Genomic DNA, 16,503 nt, shown 5'->3' with positions numbered 1-16,503 from the left:
CTCCCCGATGACCGCCCTTATCCGAACTCCAGTTGAAAGGTCAGGAATGAGCAATCAGTTTCGTCGCCAAGTCCTCAAACGCACCGCCCTTGCTGTCGTGCTCGGTGCTTGCCTAACCAACGGCGCTGTCTATGCGCAAAGCACCACCGGCAGCATTTACGGCAGCGCCCCGTCCGAAGCCGGCAGCACGATCGTAGTGCAGAGCGACACCGGTCTCAGCCGCACCATGACGGTGGATGCCAATGGCCGCTACAACCTCGGCTCGCTGCCGGTGGGCGCCTACACCGTCACCCTGAAGCGCGGCGATCAGGTCGTCGACACCCGCAAGAACGTGCAGCTGCGCGTCGGCTCGGGCACCGAGGTCTCCTTCGCCGGCGCGGCCGCATCGGGCGGCAATGCCGATGCAACCACGCTCGGTGCGATCACCGTCACCGCCGCCAACGCGCCGAAGATCGATGTCAGCTCGACCAGCTCGCGCTCGGTGATCACGTCCGAGCAGTTGGCTACCCTGCCGCTGGGCCGTAGCGCCGAAGCGATTGCGTTGCTGGCGCCGGGTGCGGTGTCGGGCGCAGGCGCATTCAACAATGGCTCGCGCTCGGTGGTGTCTTTCGGTGGCTCAGGCGTCACCGAAAACGCTTACTACATTAACGGTTTCAACGTTAGCAACCCATTGAGCAACCTGGGCGGCGTGAGCTTGCCATACGGCGCCATCGACCAGCAGGAAACTTATACCGGCGGTTACAGCGCCAAGTACGGCCGTTCTACGGGCGGCGTCATCAACCAGCTTGGCAAGCGCGGCACCAACGAATGGCATTTCGGTGCACAGGCGGTGTGGGAGCCGAAGAACCTAGCGAGTTCGGTCGGCGATGTTTGGTACCCAAGCAATACGCTCAACTCCAATCCGCGCTACAAGTATGAGGATCCTGATCTGCCGGGCACGATCTATCGCAGCGGCAAGGGCGACGTGCAAAGCCGCACGGTCTATAGCGCCTATGCCGGTGGCCCGCTGATTGAAGACAAACTGTTTATCTTCGTTGCTGGCGAAACCGACAAGACCGACGGTGCGGCAACCAACACAGCGACTGCGGCTACCGCGCAAGGACGCAATCATTACGAGTACAGCTCGCCAAAATTCTACGGAAAGATCGACTGGAACATTAACGACAACAATATTCTCGAGTACACCCGTATCGAGAACACGGATCGTCGTGCTGGCGCTTACAGCAACTATGACTACGAGACACGATCCGATGGTGGTCCGTCCGGCCTCTACGCGGATACTTACAAAATCAAAGATAGCTACGACATCTTCAAGTACACCGGCTACATCACCGACGACCTAACGGTGAACGCTACCTGGGGCCGCAGCACGCAGCACAACCAACAGTTCAACCCGCTGGTATCTTCGCTGCCCTTCATCGCTGGCTTGAATTTGCAAAATCCGGCCATCACCGGCGGCACGCCGATCTCCAACAATCAGGCGACCAACCGCTCCAAAGCGGATGACCCGATTAACAAGACCCGCAATCTGCGTCTGGAGTTGAACTACCGGCTAGGCGACCACGACCTGACCGCTGGTGTGGACAACATGTACTTCAACGCTTACGACGAAGGCGTGCGCACGACTGGTCCAGGGTATCAGTGGATCTACGGCAGCGCGGGTGACGAAGTTTCGCCAGTTCGCGGAACGCTGGGCGTGGGCGCCACCGGCCCGGGCACCGACGGCTACTACGCGCAACGACGTATCTTCACTACCACCACCAGCATGGCGGTGGAGCAGAAGGCGTACTACCTGGAAGACCGCTGGCAGGTCAACGACCATTGGTTGCTGACGCTGGGTATCCGCAACGACAAGTTCACCAACTTCAATAGCGATCATGTGCCCTATGTCGACAGCGGCGACCAGTGGGCACCACGCTTGGGCGCTAGCTGGGACGTGTTCGGCGACTCCTCGCTGAAGATTTTCGCCAATTTGGGACGCTACTACCTCGCCCTGCCTAATCAGGTCGCGATTCGCGGTGCGTCTGCTTCGACCTACACGGACGAGTATTTCGCCTATACCGGTATCGATGCCAACGGCGAACCGACGGGCCTGCGGCCAATCGGCCCTGGTCCAGTGTCGAGCAATGGGGAATACGGCCAGGCTCCGGATCCGAATGCCTTTGCGCCAACCGATTTGAAGTCTCAGTATCAGGATGAATTCATCTTGGGCTTCGAGAAGACGTTAGGCGAAAGCTGGAACTCTGGCGCAAAAGTCACCTACCGCAAATTGCAGGCCGCCATCGACGATGTTTGCGATACCGGACGTATTGCAGACAAGTTAGAAGCTAGCGGCGGCAACCCGGATGCGGTAGACATTCCCGGCTGCGTAATGTTCAACCCAGGTAAAACCAACACCTACAATCTCGCTAACGTGGATGGCTCCGGATATACCCAAGTATCCATGTCGCAGTCCGACTGGGGCTTCACCGACAAGGCCAAGCGCAGTTATGTGTCGGTCGACCTGTTCCTGGAACACCCGTTCGATGAGAAGTGGTACGGCCGCATCGATTACACCTGGTCGCATAGCTACGGCAACACCGAAGGTCAGGTGAAGTCCGACCTCGGCCAGGCCGACGTATCCAAAACGCAGGATTGGGATTCGGCCGAGTTGATGTATTACGCCGGCGGCAGCCTTGCTAATGATCGGCGCCACCAGATCAAGGCGTTCGGTGCCTACCAGATCAACCCGGAATGGATGGCCTCCGCTACCCTTCGTGTGATGTCGGGCACACCGATCAGCTGCTTGGGCTTCTACGGCGGGCCGGATGCGGCGGCGGTCGACTACGACCCGATCGGCTACGGCTCTTCGTACCACTATTGCGGCCTACAACCATCGTCTCCTGGCGACGCAGGCCGTACGCCGTGGATCAAGAACCTCGATCTGGGCTTGACCTACCGCCCGACGTTCGCCGATCACAAGCTGGCTTTTGGCGTGCAGATCTTCAACGTCCTCAACGATCGAACGGTTAATCGTGTCGATGGCGTCTACGAAGGCGATGTTCCCTTCAACGTCTCCAACACCTACCGGGTAGGTCTGCAGCCTTACAACTACAACACGCCACGCTATGTACGCCTAACCGCCTCGTACGATTTCTGATGCGAGAAGACGATCGAAGACGTCACGACGTCTTCGATCCGTCATCGGTACTTGCTCCAGGCCCCGGCTAGTTCGGGGCTTTCTTTTGCAGATGGGTAGCGGTTTGGCTCAGCCGCGGAGAATCACCCGCGCCGCGTTATGCCCAGGCGCACCCGTCACGCCTCCACCGGGATGGGTCCCGGAGCCGCACAGATACAGCCCTGGCACCGCGCCGCGATACGCACCCTGGCCCAGTAGCGGGCGTGCGCTGAACAGCTGATTGAGGCTGAGGGCGCCGTGGAAGATGTCGCCGCCCACCAGGCCGAAGATGCGTTCCAGATCGAGCGGGCTTAGCACTTGCCGGCCCAGTACCGATGCGGCGAACCCGGGCGCGTAGCGCTCCACCGTGGCGATCATCAGATCGGCCACCTCTTCGCGGTGATCGTCCCACCGCCTGCCGTCGGGCAGTTGCGGGGCCACGTGCTGGCAGAACAGGCTGGCGACATGCTGGCCAGGTGGCGCAAGGGTGTCGTCCAGGGTGCTGGGAATGAGCAGTTCGACCACCGGCTCACGCGACCACCCGAAAGCGCGCGCGTAGTGCCAGGCGCGGTCCATGTAGTCCAGGCTCGGCGCCAGGATGATGCCGGCGGTCAGATGATCGCCATTGCCGGGTAATGCCGCGAAGTCCGGCAGGCGCGAGAGCGCGACATTCATGCGGAAGGTGCCCGACCCGCAGCGGTAATGCGCAATACGTTCGCGCGTTGTCGCAGGCACGTCGTCTGGCCGCATCAGGCGCTGATACAGCAGTTTCGGGTTGACGTTGGCCACGACCGCGCGAGCGCGGACGGTTTCGCCGGCGGTCGTGACGACACCGACCGCATGCCCCTGCTCTACCAGCACGCGCTCCACCGCGCAGCCGGTACGCAGTTGCGCCCCGTGCTCGCGCGCGCTGGCGGCCATGGCCTGAGTGATCGCGCCCATGCCGCCAATGGCGTGGCCCCACGCCCCCTTGACCCCGTTGCTCTGCCCGAACACGTGGTGCAACAACACGTATGCGGTGCCCGGCGTGTGAGGGCTGGCGTAATTGCCGACGATGCCATCGAAGCCGAACAAGGCCTTGATCGGCGCGCTTTCGAACCAGCGATCCAGATACTCGGCCGCTGAAATCGTGAACAGGTCCAACAGCTCCTGACGCAATGTCAGCGGCAGGCCCTGCAACTGCAGTCCGAGCTTGCCTGCCCGCCATAGCTGAGGCAATGCCTGCAGCCAGCCGCCATCGGTGACATCGGGCGGTGGCTGCAAGGCCAGCGCACGCAATACATCGGCCAGTTGCTCCAATCGCGCTTCGTAGGCGGGCAAGGCAGCCGCATCCCGCGCCGAGAACCTGGCGACGTCCTGTGCCGTGCGCCCTGCCCCGGCAAGCAGATAGTCGCCGTTCGGCAACGGCAGAAAGTTGTTGATGCGTCGCGGCACCACGTGCAGGCCATGGCGCTCCAGTGCCAGATCGGCGATGACCCTGGGCTGCAGCAACGACACCGTGTACGCCGCCACCGAATTGCGGAAACCGGGATGAAACTCCTCGGTCACCGCCGCACCGCCGACCACCTCGCGCGCTTCCAGCACCAGCACCCGTTTGCCGGCCCTGGCCAGATAGGCAGCGCACACCAGCCCGTTGTGGCCGGCGCCGATGATCAGTGCATCCAGGGGTTCAGAGGCAATGGCCATGCACCGGTATATAGCACCGCTCACCCGCGCCCACCATCTGGCAGCGGCAGCGCATGCACGCCCGCCCGTCGCTACCGACGCAACACCGCGCCGGCGCGTGCAGTGGTAGGCGAGGAGCAGCCGCTGCAAAGTGCGGCTGGTGTTTGCTGCAGCAAGTGCCGCGCTCGATGATTCGAGGTTGAGTCCACCGATGCGTCCAGCCGGCAGCTGCACGTTGTGTGATCGGCAGTGCCGCCGTTGCCTGTTGGCGATGACGGGGCGGCTCAACTCGTGTAAGGCACCACCGCGCCCTAAAAGCTGGTGCCTCGCCCGGCCCCCTACGCCCCGCACCCATGACCTTCGACACCATGCCATCCGGCTGGCGAGGCGTAGAGTGCCGGCCACGGCCCCGGCGACGGGGCTTCCCATTGATGCCTCTGGAGTCCTTCGTGATTCGTACACCTCATTTATTGACGCTGACCCTGGCCGTGGCCACCGCCCTGAGCGGTTGCAAGAAGTCCGAAGACGCCGCACCTGCGGCCCCGGCGGGCGACACCGCGGCCGCCAACCCGGCGGCACCCAAGACGCTGACCCTGGACCAGAGCAAGCTGCCGGCAGTGAACCAGTTCACCGCGGCCGACCTGGACCCCAACAGCAATGCGTGTACCGATCTGAACGCCTACGCCAATGCCAAGTTCCTGGCCGCCAACCCGGTACCGAGCGATCGCACCAGCTGGGGCGCGTTCGAGATGCTCGACGAGCGCTCCAACGCGATCCAGCGGCAGTTGGTGGAACAGGCCGCCGCCGACAGCAAGGCCACCGGTGTGGAAAAGATCGTCGGCGACCTGTGGTCGACCGGCATGGACGAAGCAAAGATCAACGCACAGGGCATCGAGCCGCTGAAGCCGGAGCTGGCCGCCATCGACGCCATCAGCGACCAGGCAAAGCTGGTCGACTATCTGCGCAGCAGCGCGGCCAAGGGCAACAACGCGCTTTTCGGCTTCGGCGCCGAAGCGGACTTCAAGAAGTCCAGCCAGAACATCGCCTATGCCATGCAGGGCGGCCTGGGCCTGCCGGACCCGGAGTACTACACCAGCCCCGCCAACAAGGCCAAGCTGGAGGCGTATCAGGCGCACGTGGCCAAGGTGCTGGAACTGTCCGGCGTGGCTGCGGCCGATGCCGCCGCGCAGGCCAAGCAAGTGGTCGCTTTCGAAACCCGCCTGGCCAAGGTCTCCAAGACCAGCACCCAGATGTCGCGCGACGCCTCGCTGGCCTATAACCCGATCTCGCCGGCCGAGGCCGACAAGCTGACCCCGAACTGGTCGTGGACCGAGTTCTTCAAGTCGCAGGGCGTGGCCACACCGGAGATGTTCTCGCTGGCGATCCCGGCCTTCCACCAGGAAGTGAGCAAGATGATCGCCGACACCGACCCGGCGATCTGGCGCGCGTACCTGCGCTTCCACACCGTCGATGGCGCTTCGCCGTTCCTGAGCCAGCCGTTCGTCGATGAGAACTTTGCGTTCTACAACAAGACCATGCGCGGCCAGAAGGAAATCAAGCCGCGTTGGAAGCGCGTGCTGGCCACCATCAACGGCCAGGCCGGCGAAGCGCTGGGCCAGCTGTACGTCAAGGTCGCCTTCCCGGCCGATTCCAAGGCCAAGATGGAAACCCTGGTGACCAATCTGCGTACCGCGCTGAAGGCCCGCATCGAGAAGCTGGACTGGATGAGCCCGGAGACCAAGACCAAGGCCATCGCCAAGTGGGAGAGCTTTACGCCCAAGATCGGCTATCCGGAAAAGTGGCGTGAGTGGAACGGCCTGAGCACCGGCCGCGACAGCTACCTGGGCAACGTGATGGCCGCCCAGGAGTTCAACTACAAGTGGAACCTGTCCAAGATCGGCAAGCCGGTGGACAAGACCGAATGGGGCATGAGCCCGCAGACGGTCAACGCGTACTACAACCCGCTGCAGAACGAAATCGTGTTCCCGGCCGCCATCCTGCAGCCGCCGTTCTTCGACCCGAATGCGCCGGAGGAAATGAACTACGGCGGCATCGGTGCAGTGATCGGCCATGAGATGACCCACGGTTACGACGACCAGGGCAGCCGCTTCGGCGCCGATGGCAACTTCATCCCCGATCCGGGTTGGTGGACGCAGAAGGATCTGGACGCGTTCAAGGCACGCACCGGCAAGCTGGTGGCGCAGTTCGACGGCTACCGCACGCCGGCCGGCGACAAGGTCAAGGGCGACCTGACCCTGGGCGAAAACATCGCCGACCTGGGTGGCCTGAACACCGCCTACGACGCCATGAAGGCCGCCACTGCCGGCAAGGACGACCCCAAGACCGACGGCATCACCCGCGACCAGCGCTTCTTCCTGAACTGGGCCACGGTGTGGCGTCGCAACTTCACCCCGGAAGAACTGGTCGTGCGCCTGAAGACCGACCCGCATGCACCGGCGAACTTCCGCGCCATCGGCGCACCGTCGAACATGCCGGCATTCGCCGCCGCGTTCTCGTGCAAGGCGGGCGATGCGATGGTGCGTCAGGGCGACAAGCAGGTCGTGATCTGGTAATTGCGCAGTCGCGGTAAAACGACGGGCGGCCATCGAAAGACGGCCGCCCGTTTTCTTTGTACGCCCGGTATTTCCCGCATGGTCTTTTCCATATCCGCCAACCGGCGCCAACGACCGATGCAGGCCATGCCCCGGCAATGGATGACCTTTCCTGCACACACGCGTCGCCAGACGCGTGCCGACCAACGCGTACAACGCACATCCTGCTGCCACGCCATCGCTGCGCCTGGCCGCAAGCGCAGGCTGTACGCAAGACCCGCAAACACCAGCTGCAATGCGGTGCGATCTGCAATCGCGCCTGCATGCAAGCCTCAACAAACCTCAACACATGCGCCCCTGTTGATGGGTCCGCTTATACTCGGCGTTTATCCCAGCCACTGGCGCCCATGTCACCGACCAACACCTCCACGCTTGCCCTTGCCCTGCTGGTCGCCCTGACAGGCTGCCAACGCGAAGCGCAAACCAGCAGCACACCGGAAAAAACCGCAACCTCGGCACCCGCAGCGACGCCAGCGGCAGCGAAACCTGCGTTCGATATCGGCGAACTGGATGCAACCACCAGCGCGTGCCAGAACCTGGACGATTTCGTCAATGGCCGTTGGAAAAAAGCCAATCCCATCCCGGCCGACCGCACCAGTTGGAGCGTCACCGACGTGCTCGTGGAGAACAGCCTGACCACCCAACGCCAGATTGTCGAAGACGCCGCAACGCAGTCGGGTACCCAACCCAATCCTGTCGCCCACAAGATCGGCATGCTGTACGCCTCGGGCATGGATGAAGCGGCCATCGAAGCGGCTGGCGACCAGCCGATCAAGCCACAGCTCGACGCCATCGCCGCGCTGACCTCAGGCAAGGCCGTTGCCGACTACATCACTCATCGTTTTGCCGAAGGCGATAAGCATGTCTTCGACTTCGGAGCGGCTGCCGACTTCAAACATGCAGACAGGCAGATCGGGTTCGCGCAGGAAGATGGGCTAGGCCTGCCGACCAAGGAGTACTACACCGCGCCCGAATACGCGCCCATTCGGAAGGCATATCTGGCGTATATCGCCAAATCCTTCGAACTCACTGGCAGCACCGCCGATGCCGCCAAGGCGCAGGCGAGCCAGGTCCTGGCGCTCGAAACGCGGCTGGCGGCCGCCTCGCTCACACGCACCGAGGCGCGCGACCCCAAGAACCAGTATCACTTCGTCAGCACGGCCGAGGCCGACAAACTCACGCCGCACTTTGCATGGAGCAATTTCTTCGCTGTGCAAGGCCTCGACAGCGGTGCCGGCTTTTCCCTGTCGCAGCCGCGGTTCTTCGCTGAATTCGATCGTCAGCTGGCGAATGCTCCGATCGCACAATGGCAGGCCTACCTGCGCTTCCACACCATCGACGATGCATCCAGGCAGCTCAGCAAGGCGTTCGTCGACAACAACTTCGCCTTCTACGGCAAAACGCTATCCGGGCAACCCGAACAGCAGCCACGTTGGAAACGCGTATTGCGCACGGTCAACGGCGCAATGGGCGAAGGGCTGGGGCAACTCTATGTCGCCAAGGTGTTCACGCCGGAAGCAAAACAGCGTGCCAGCGACCTGGTCGACAACGTGCGTGCCGCGCTCAAGGCACGCATCGAACGCGTCGACTGGATGAGCCCGGAAACCAAAGCCAAGGCCATCGCCAAGTGGCAAACATTCCTGCCAAAAATCGGCTACCCCGACACCTGGCGCGACTGGTCGGGGCTGGAGATCGTGCCCGGCGCGTATTACCGCAACCTACAGGCGGCAGCGAAGTTCAACTATCACGACGACATCGCCCGGATCGGTAAACCCACCGACCGCATGCGTTGGTCGACGACGCCGCAGACCGTCAATGCGTATTACAACCCCAGCACAAATTCCATCAATTTCCCGGCCGGAATTCTGCAGCCGCCGTTCTTCGACGCCAGCGCAGACGATGCCTTGAACTACGGCGGCATCGGCGCGGTGATCGGGCATGAAGCCACGCACGGCTTCGACGATGAGGGCAGGCAGTTCGACGGCGCCGGTAACAATGTCGACTGGTGGACGCCGCAGGATCGCAAGGCCTTCGAGCAGCGTGCCGACCGACTGATCAAACAGTTCGATGCCTACGTGCCGCTACCCGACCACCCTACGGTGCACGTCAATGGCAAGCTCAGCCTGGGCGAGAACATCGCCGATCTGGGCGGCCTCAACGTCGCCTACGATGCGTTGCAGGCAGATCTGCGCGCGCACCCGGAACGCGCCATCGCGATCGACGGGTACAGCCCGGATCAACGCTTTTTCCTGAACTACGCACGCACTTGGCGTGGGCAGACACGCGAGCAGCAGCAGCTGGTCTACCTGGCGAGCGACCCGCATGCGCCGGACAACCTGCGCGCCATTGCCCCGCCCTCGAACATGCCCTCTTTCGCCAAGGCATTTTCCTGCAAGGCCGGCGATGCGATGGTGCGGCCAGAACAAGACCGCGTGGTGATCTGGTAAGCCTGCACAGGCGGCGGCTGCAAGCGCTTCCACCACGATGGCACCCGGCACAGGCCCGCACGCGCGGGCCTGTCGCATTCATGCAAGCGGCCGGCAGCGAGCACGAACCGGCGCGCGCGCCTGCCTGCGCGGCACGCAGCCTTGCTAAACTCCGCCGACTTCAATCTGGCCACCCTTCTTCTCGATGCCCACCATTCGTCCGCTTGCCCTCGCTCTTGGCTTCAGCCTGATCTCGCTGCTGTCCGCCCCCGACGCCGACGCCGCTCGCAAGAAGAAGGCCGCGGCGCCCAAGGCTCCGGCCGTCTCGGCGGCCTGCACCAATTTCTACGACTACGCCAACGCCAGCTGGCTCAAGGCCAACCCCGTGCCGCAGGCCGGCGCCGTCACCGCGCTGGGTCAATTGTCCGAGCGCGCCCTGCAGCAGCAGCGCGAGTTGCTCGACGCATCGATGAAGTCCCCGCAGGGCAACGTGCAGAAGCTGCTTGGCGATTTCTGGGCCAGCGGCCTGGACGAGGCGGCTGTCGAAAAGGACGGCTCCAACCCGATCGCCCCCCTGCTCTCGCGCATCGACGCGATCAAGAAGGCCAAGGATGTGCCCGCTTCCATCGCCGCGTTGCATCAGGTCGGTATTCCGGTCGGCTTCAATTTCGGCCCGGACGTGGACCTGAAGGCGCTCGATCGCCATATCGGCTACTTCATGCAGGGCGGCATGGGCCTGCCCGACCCGGCCTTCTACACCCGCACCGACGCCGACACCCAGGCGCTGATGGGCCGCTACCGCGCCTACGTCAAGCAGATCCTGGCGCTCACCGGCACCGCCGCCGACAAGCTCGACGCCGACGCCGCCTCCGTGCTGCAGATCGAAACCGCGCTGGCGCGTAGCGCGCAGTCGGTGCAGGGCATCAACAACCCGTTCAACAACTACGCACCGATCGCCACCAAGGAACTGGGCAAGCAGTACAAGAACCTGCGCCTGGCCGACTTTCTGGAAGCGCAAGGCGTCAAGGACGACCTGGTGTCGATGGCCGACCCGGCCATGTTCAAGCAACTCGACAGCATGATCGTCAGCATCAAGCCGGACCAGTGGAAGGCCTACCTGCGCTGGCGCGTGGGCGATGCGATGGCGCCGTACCTGTCCAAGAGCTTCCACGATGCCGAATACCAGTTCCGCGGCCGTCTGCTGCGTGGCGATGCGGTGCCGCCGCAGCGTTGGCAGCAGGTGCTGGACGCGATCAACGTAGCCGCCGGCCCGATGCTCGGCCGCGAGTACGTGTCGCGTTATCTGAGCAGCGACACCCGTCGCCAGGCCGAAGCCATCGCCGACCAGGTGCGCGATGCGCAGCTGGCCGCGCTGGAGCGCACCGGTTGGGGCAACGGCGAGGTGGTGGCCGAAGCCAAGGCCAAGCTGGCTGCGATGAAGATCGAAGTCGGCGCGCCGCGACGCGACCTGGATTACACCGTGCAGCCGATGGGGCGCGGCAGCTTCGGCGGCAACATGCTGATCGCCTCGACCTGGCGCCACCGCGAAGAGATGAAGCGCATCGGCAAGGGCAACGCCGACCGTCGCTGGGACGTGCTGCCGCAACAGCCGGCGGTGGCCTACGACATCGCGCAGAACCGCCTGATCGTCACTGCCGCCGTGTTGCAGGCGCCGGTGTTGACCACCGGCGGAACGCAGGCGGCGCAGTACGGTGCGTACGGTGCGCTGGTCGCACACGAGATCACCCGTGCGATCGATGCCAAGGGCTCGCTGGTCGATGCCAAGGGTGAATTGCGCAGCTGGTGGACGCCGGCCGAAAAGGCGAGCTGGACGATGCTGACCAACAAGGTCGCCACGCAGTTCTCGGCCTACCCGTATCCGGGCGTGCCCAACGCCAAGGTCAATGGTGCGCAGACCGCCGAAGAGAACCTGGCCGATCTGGCAGGCGTCGAATTGGCCTGGCAGGCATTCAGCAAGGCGCAGCCGGCAGCCACCGAGGCCGACAAGCAGGCCTTCTTCACTGCCTGGGCCGGGCTGTGGGCGCAGCAGTTGTCGCCCAACGAAGCGGTACAGCGCGCAAGCGCCGACATCCGCGCACCGGGCCAGTGGCGCACCAACGGCCCGCTTTCGAACCTGCCCGAGTTCGGTGCAACGTTCAGCTGCAAGGCCGGCCAGCCGATGCAGCGCGTGGATGCGGACCAGATCAAAGTCTGGCGCTGATCCTCGCCGAGGTTAGGCAATCAAAAAAGAGCGCGGATCCCGCGCTCTTTCTTTGTCTGTGGCATTCGCGGGAAAGCGTGTCAGCTACGATCCGTGCTGGCTTCTGCGACGTCCATCCATGTAGGAGCGGCCCTGGCCGCGCTGAGGTGTTCCCGATGATGCCCATCGCGGCCAAGGCCGCTCCTACGGATCACGCGCAACGAAGCAGCATTGCCCGACTCAACGCACCACGCGTAACGGCGGCTTGCGCTTCCCACCGCCCTTCCTTCCGCCGCTGCCGCCGAATGGCGACTGGCCGCGCCAGTAGCGGATCATCAGCCAGCCGAACAGCATGCCGCCCAGATGCGCGAAGTGGGCCACGCCAGGCTGCCAACCGGTCGCCCCCAGCAATAACTCGATTGCGCCGAACACGATCACGAAGGTCCGCGCCTTCATTGGAATCGGCGGGAACAGCAGCATCACGCGCTGATTGGGGAACAGCATTCCGTACGCCAGCAGCAAACCGAACACGCCACCCGATGCGCCCACGACCGGCGCACCGCTTTGCGTGAACCAGGCCATCAACAACTGGCACAGCCCGGCGCCGGCCACGCACACGAGGTAGTAGGTAAGAAAGCGCTTCTGGCCCCAGGTCTGTTCCAACGGCGCGCCAAACATGAAAAGCGCCAGCATGTTGAAAAACAGATGGTTGAAGCCGCCATGCAGGAACGCGTAGGTCAGCAGCTGCCACGGCATGAAGCTGGCGCCCGGCGAAAATGCATCGAAGCCGTTGGACAGCGGCCACAACATCAGCCACGACAACACGCTGTCCGATGGCAACACGCCGGCGCCCAGGTCGCCCACCGCCCATTGCAGCAGGAACAAGCCGATGTTGGCGATCAGTAATGCTTTGGTGATGGGCGGTAGTTGAGGCATGGTGGCTTCCTTCGGAATGCTGCCGATGATAACGGCAGGCTTATGAAGGCCCCCACACGGCCGCATCCAGCCGCTGTGCGGCGCTGGCCCGGCGCACACGGCCCCGTTCCACCTGGACGCCCTCGGCGCGCAGGCGCTGGCATTGCTCCCGGTAGCCTGCCGAGCCTTCGGGCAAGGCAATCCGGCCATCGCTACGCAATACGCGATGCCAGGGAAGCTTTGGGTCGTCGTTGCCGCTGAGCACGCGTGCCACCAGACGCGCACGGCCCGGCAGGCCGGCGCGCCGGGCAACTTCCCCATAACCGGCGACCTCGCCCGCGGGAATTGTGCGGATTATCTGGACAATCCGCAGCCGCGCCTGCTCGCCGGACAGTGACTCACCCTTGGAGCCGGCACGCACAGGCGGGCCGGCAGTGCCGCGCGGCGTTGGATGGCGAGATGTGGGCATCGTGCAAGCATGCCAGCTGATCGGCGTGCGTGTGCGGATCGGCTTGCACGCGAAGGGAAACTTGCCAGCCCCTCTCCCCCGGGGAGAGGGGCTGGGGTGAGGGTACGGGCGAAGCAAGCAAACCAATGAGGCAACGCAATAAGTCGACATCGCCCCCGGGTAAAAAATACAAAAAGCATGAATATCAGATCGAGGGGATTAATAAGTCGCTTCTACCGAACCCTTCCCCTAATCCCTCTTCCATGGGAGAGACGCTTCAATCCTTCCCATCAAGACACTGCCCCCCCCCCTTTACGGAGACAAGGTGGCGCGCAGCGCCGGATGAGGGTACGGCTGCCACTGGATATCGCAGCCTGGCATCGATCAAGGCATCGCCTTATGCGCCGCCACATGGCAACCAATTATCGACAGCGGCGGCGACGCCATGGCGCAAGCAACGCTCAGTGCATCAACACAATCTCTTCAGACGAGGTGGGATGAATCGCCACGGTTTCGTCGAAGTCGCGCTTGGTCGCGCCCATCTTCACCGCCACCGCAAAGCCTTGCAGCATTTCGTCGGCGCTTTCACCCAGCAGATGCACGCCGACCACACGTTCTTCTTCGCCCACGCACACCAGCTTGAACAAGCTGCGCTGCGGCGCGTCCGCCAGTGCGTGCAGCATCGGGCGGAAATTGCTGCGGTACACGCGCACCGCCCCGTTGTAGCGCGCACGTGCCTGTTCTTCGGTGAGCCCGACATTGCCAAGCGGCGGGTGCGAAAACACCACGCTGGGCACGTTTTCGTAATCCATGCGCGCATCCGGTTGGTGACCGAACAGGCGGTCCATCAGCTTGCGCCCCGCCGCAATCGCCACCGGCGTCAGTCCGACCTTGCCGCCCACATCGCCGATTGCGTGAATATTCGGCACGTTGGTGGTCTGCCTGTCGTCCACCACCACTTCGCCCTTGTCGCCAAGCGCAACACCCACGGTGTCCAGACCCAGCCCTGCGGTATTGGCGCGGCGGCCCACCGCGAAAAACACCTTGTCGAAGACGTCGTTGCCCTGCTCGCGCGGATGTACGGAATGCCCATGCACGCGCAGCGCACCGTGCATATCGCGCTCCAATGCGGTGGTGGTGAAACCGAAGTGCAGCCGCACGCCCAGATGGCGCAGGTTGTCGGCCAACTGCAAGGTCAGTTCCGCATCGAAGCGTTCCAGCAAGCGCTCGCCCTGCACGAATAGATGCACGCGGCTCCCTAAGGCCTGCAGCAGCCCAGCGATTTCCACCGCGATATAGCCGCCGCCGATAATCGCGACCTGCTCGGGCGCATGGCAGAGATTGAAGAAATCGTCGGAGACCTCGCCATGCTCTGCGCCCTCCACGTCCGGGCGTAACGCGTGCGCGCCAGTGGCGATCACGATGTGCCCGGCGGTTACCGGCACGCCGTCGCTGCCCATGACGGTATGGCGGTCCTGCAATACGCCGCGCTGCGGGATCAAGACCACGCCATCTTCGTTGAGGCGGCGTCGATAGCTGGCGTGGATGTTGGCGATGTACCCCTGCCGATGCGTGACCAGCTCCTGCCAGGCCAACGTCGGGCGCGGCACATCGAATCCCAATGCGCTGGCCAACTCGATCTTGCCGGCCAGATCGGCGGCCAGCCACATCGCCTTCTTCGGCACGCAACCGAGATTGACGCAGGTGCCGCCCAATTCGTCGGGCTCCATGATCGCCACGCGCGCGCCATGTTTTGCCGCGCGAAATCCCGCCGCGAGGCCGCCGGACCCGCCGCCCAGAATCACCACGTCGTAGTCGTAACGCGCACTCATGCGAAACGCTCCGCCCGGTAAGGATGCGGGTCCAGCGCAGGTGCGCGGCCCGTGATCAGGTCGGCCATCAATTGTCCGCTTGCAGTGCTCATGCTGATGCCGAGCATGCCATGCCCGGCTGCGAGCCAGACGTGAGGATGGCCTGGCACCGCGCCCAACACCGGCACGTCGTCCCAGGTCATCGGCCGCCATCCGTACCAGCGTTCGATCACTGCAGGTCCGCGTGGCGTATGCAGATATTCGGCCGCCGCGCGCTCCAACGCAGCCAGGCGTGTGGCATTGAGCTGCGTATCGCGCCCGGAAAATTCCATCGTGCTGCCGATGCGCAGGCGGTCGCGCCACGGCACCACGAACACCCAGCGGTCCTTCAACACCACCGGGCGACGCGGCATCAGATGCGGCGCGCTGTAGGTAATCGAATAGCCCTTGCCGGCCTGCACCGGCAGGCGCAGACCAAGTTGCGCCGCCAGCGCCGGCGACCATGGTCCGGTTGCGATCACCACCTCGCGCGCACGGCGCTTGCCGTGCTCGGTCTGCACGTAGCTGCCGCCTCCATCGGGCACGATTGCCTGCACGCGGCAGTGCGCATCGATCACCCCGCCACGTGCGCGCAGCACTCTCGCAAGCTCTGCGGTGTATTGCTCCGGGCGTAGATGCGCATCGCCCGGGAAGTGGATCGCGCCAGCGATTCCATCGCGAAATGCGGGATCCTGACGCATATAGTCCGCACCATCGATGACCTCTGCCCGGATACCCCACTGCGCCAGCAGCGCGCATTCGTCGCGGTATTGCGCAAAGCGGCGCGCATCGCCGAACACGTAATCCAGCCCGTCGTTGCGAAACTCGCACTCCAGCGCGTACCGCGCCACCCACGCGTCGAAACGCTGCCGTGCATCGTGCAACAGCGCCGCCCGCGCCTGTGCACTGGACTGCCAATCGCGTGCATTGCAGCGCCGTGCGAAGCGCAGTAGCCAGCGCCACAACTCCGGATCCAGACGGGGCGGGATATACAGCGGGGCATCCGGGGTGAACATCCATTTCAATGCCTGCGCGATCATGCCGGGCGCCGCCAGCGGCGGTGCATGGCTCGGCGTGATGGTGCCGCAATTGCCGTAGGAGGTCGCCGCCCCAGTCGCACCGGCATCGAGCACACGCACCTGCCGGCCCGCTTCGACAAGTGCCAGCGCGGTGGCCAGGCCAATCGCGCCCGCGCCGATCACCAGCACATCATCGCGGCTGCCGTGCATG

At 63.9% G+C, this 16,503-nt stretch carries 9 protein-coding genes; 4 read left to right on the top strand and 5 right to left on the bottom strand.

Annotated features, from left to right (window positions below; translation table 11 throughout):
* The first annotated feature begins 46 nt into the window (after positions 1-46).
* Positions 47-3,139, top strand: a complete 3,093-nt coding sequence (locus EO156_RS19945) for a TonB-dependent receptor (protein WP_016848654.1) — start codon at positions 47-49, stop codon at positions 3,137-3,139.
* Positions 3,140-3,247: 108 nt separating this feature from the next.
* Here the strand turns inward: EO156_RS19945 and EO156_RS19940 are convergent, their stop codons facing one another.
* Entirely contained in the window at positions 3,248-4,843 is a 1,596-nt protein-coding gene (locus tag EO156_RS19940) for an NAD(P)/FAD-dependent oxidoreductase (protein WP_016848653.1), read from the bottom strand.
* A 449-nt stretch (positions 4,844-5,292) separates the two neighbouring features.
* Between EO156_RS19940 and EO156_RS19935 the strand changes: the two genes are divergently transcribed.
* The 3 genes from EO156_RS19935 to EO156_RS19920 all read left to right on the top strand — a co-directional run bounded on the left by EO156_RS19935 (position 5,293) and on the right by EO156_RS19920 (position 12,081).
* Entirely contained in the window at positions 5,293-7,395 is a 2,103-nt protein-coding gene (locus tag EO156_RS19935) for a M13-type metalloendopeptidase (protein ID WP_016848652.1), read from the top strand.
* Positions 7,396-7,781: 386 nt separating this feature from the next.
* On the top strand, positions 7,782-9,881 hold the full coding sequence (locus EO156_RS19925; RefSeq protein ID WP_016848651.1) for a M13 family metallopeptidase: 2,100 nt from the start codon (positions 7,782-7,784) through the stop codon (positions 9,879-9,881).
* A 184-nt stretch (positions 9,882-10,065) separates the two neighbouring features.
* Complete coding sequence (locus EO156_RS19920; protein WP_003486881.1) at positions 10,066-12,081, top strand: M13 family metallopeptidase; 2,016 nt, start codon at positions 10,066-10,068, stop codon at positions 12,079-12,081.
* 219 nt (positions 12,082-12,300) lie between these two features.
* Here EO156_RS19920 and EO156_RS19915 read toward each other — a convergent pair whose 3' ends face one another.
* The 4 genes from EO156_RS19915 to EO156_RS19900 form a co-directional block, all read right to left on the bottom strand.
* Entirely contained in the window at positions 12,301-12,996 is a 696-nt protein-coding gene (locus EO156_RS19915; RefSeq protein WP_003486879.1) for a rhomboid family intramembrane serine protease, read from the bottom strand.
* Positions 12,997-13,036: 40 nt separating this feature from the next.
* Positions 13,037-13,444, bottom strand: coding sequence for an MGMT family protein (locus EO156_RS19910; protein WP_033480569.1), 408 nt, complete (start codon positions 13,442-13,444; stop codon positions 13,037-13,039).
* A 440-nt stretch (positions 13,445-13,884) separates the two neighbouring features.
* On the bottom strand, positions 13,885-15,255 hold the full coding sequence (gene gorA / locus EO156_RS19905; protein WP_003486876.1) for a glutathione-disulfide reductase: 1,371 nt from the start codon (positions 15,253-15,255) through the stop codon (positions 13,885-13,887).
* A complete protein-coding gene (locus EO156_RS19900; protein ID WP_033482838.1) occupies positions 15,252-16,502 on the bottom strand; it encodes an FAD-dependent oxidoreductase in 1,251 nt (416 codons plus the stop codon). The genes gorA and EO156_RS19900 overlap by 4 nt, the downstream gene beginning before the upstream one ends.
* Position 16,503: the final 1 nt, after the last annotated feature.

This window comes from Xanthomonas sp. DAR33341, assembly GCF_003992815.1.
Lineage (GTDB): Bacteria > Pseudomonadota > Gammaproteobacteria > Xanthomonadales > Xanthomonadaceae > Xanthomonas > Xanthomonas cissicola.
Note: the sequence above shows the minus strand (reverse complement) of the source record. Positions and strands in the feature narration are given on the sequence as shown.

Coding starts and splice junctions, on each gene's coding strand:
- EO156_RS19945 (WP_016848654.1), top strand. CDS start 47: ATGAGCAATCAGTTTCGTCGCCAAGTCCTCAAACGCACCGCCCTTGCT.
- EO156_RS19940 (WP_016848653.1), bottom strand. CDS start 4,843: ATGGCCATTGCCTCTGAACCCCTGGATGCACTGATCATCGGCGCCGGC.
- EO156_RS19925 (WP_016848651.1), top strand. CDS start 7,782: ATGTCACCGACCAACACCTCCACGCTTGCCCTTGCCCTGCTGGTCGCC.
- EO156_RS19920 (WP_003486881.1), top strand. CDS start 10,066: ATGCCCACCATTCGTCCGCTTGCCCTCGCTCTTGGCTTCAGCCTGATC.
- EO156_RS19915 (WP_003486879.1), bottom strand. CDS start 12,996: ATGCCTCAACTACCGCCCATCACCAAAGCATTACTGATCGCCAACATC.
- EO156_RS19910 (WP_033480569.1), bottom strand. CDS start 13,444: ATGCCCACATCTCGCCATCCAACGCCGCGCGGCACTGCCGGCCCGCCT.
- gorA (WP_003486876.1), bottom strand. CDS start 15,255: ATGAGTGCGCGTTACGACTACGACGTGGTGATTCTGGGCGGCGGGTCC.
- EO156_RS19900 (WP_033482838.1), bottom strand. CDS start 16,502: ATGCACGGCAGCCGCGATGATGTGCTGGTGATCGGCGCGGGCGCGATT.